Origin of the sequence: Enterobacter cloacae complex sp. I1M, assembly GCF_014982425.1 — a bacterium.
Lineage (GTDB): Bacteria > Pseudomonadota > Gammaproteobacteria > Enterobacterales > Enterobacteriaceae > Enterobacter > Enterobacter intestinihominis.
The window spans coordinates 1-582 of the sequence record NZ_JADCLG010000073.1 but is presented as its reverse complement, the minus strand read 5'-3'; the positions used below and the strand labels follow the sequence as shown (position 1 = coordinate 582).

Sequence of the window (582 nt, the reverse complement as noted above, 5' to 3'; positions counted from 1 at the left end):
CTTTATGAGTGTGTCTACTCAGGTAACTTTGACTTATCTAAACTTGGGCTATTTAGAGATCCAACTGTTGAGTTGTGGGAAAATAAAAAACAGATACGTAATAGGATAGATGATAATAAAACCATTCACTCACTAGTTAAATATCAAGTCGATAATTTCCCTGGTCAATTAGAAGATAAACTTGGAGGGTTATTTAGCTCTCAATTTATAAAAAAACATTTTGACGCAGAGAGTATCGATAGTTGGGAGAGTCTGGAATTTGACTTAATAAAACAAGATATGGATGGCAATAAAAAGCCAAATATTGAATTTATTACGATAGAAACTAAAAGTGATGTGAAAATAAGAACAATAGACGAAGGGAAAACTGCGGGTGCCAAAAGACGTAAACATGTTGTATTAGAAATTCCTGAGAATTTAAAGAAATTCGACATTTCAATTATTTTCAAGGGAGCAAATATTCGAGATAATGAAATAGGTAGGGATGATGTTGATTGTTGCATACAAGACATCATTATCAATAACAATGGAGTAAATAGAAAAATCACATCTACAATATCTATTGATAAGGGAGTGTCATTT

At 31.6% G+C, this 582-nt stretch carries 1 protein-coding gene; it reads left to right on the top strand.

All coding sequences use genetic code 11. The features are described 5' to 3' along the window. Nucleotides 1-582, top strand: a 582-nt coding sequence (locus INF86_RS22260; RefSeq protein ID WP_193543951.1) for a hypothetical protein, incomplete at both ends; no start/stop codon positions are given.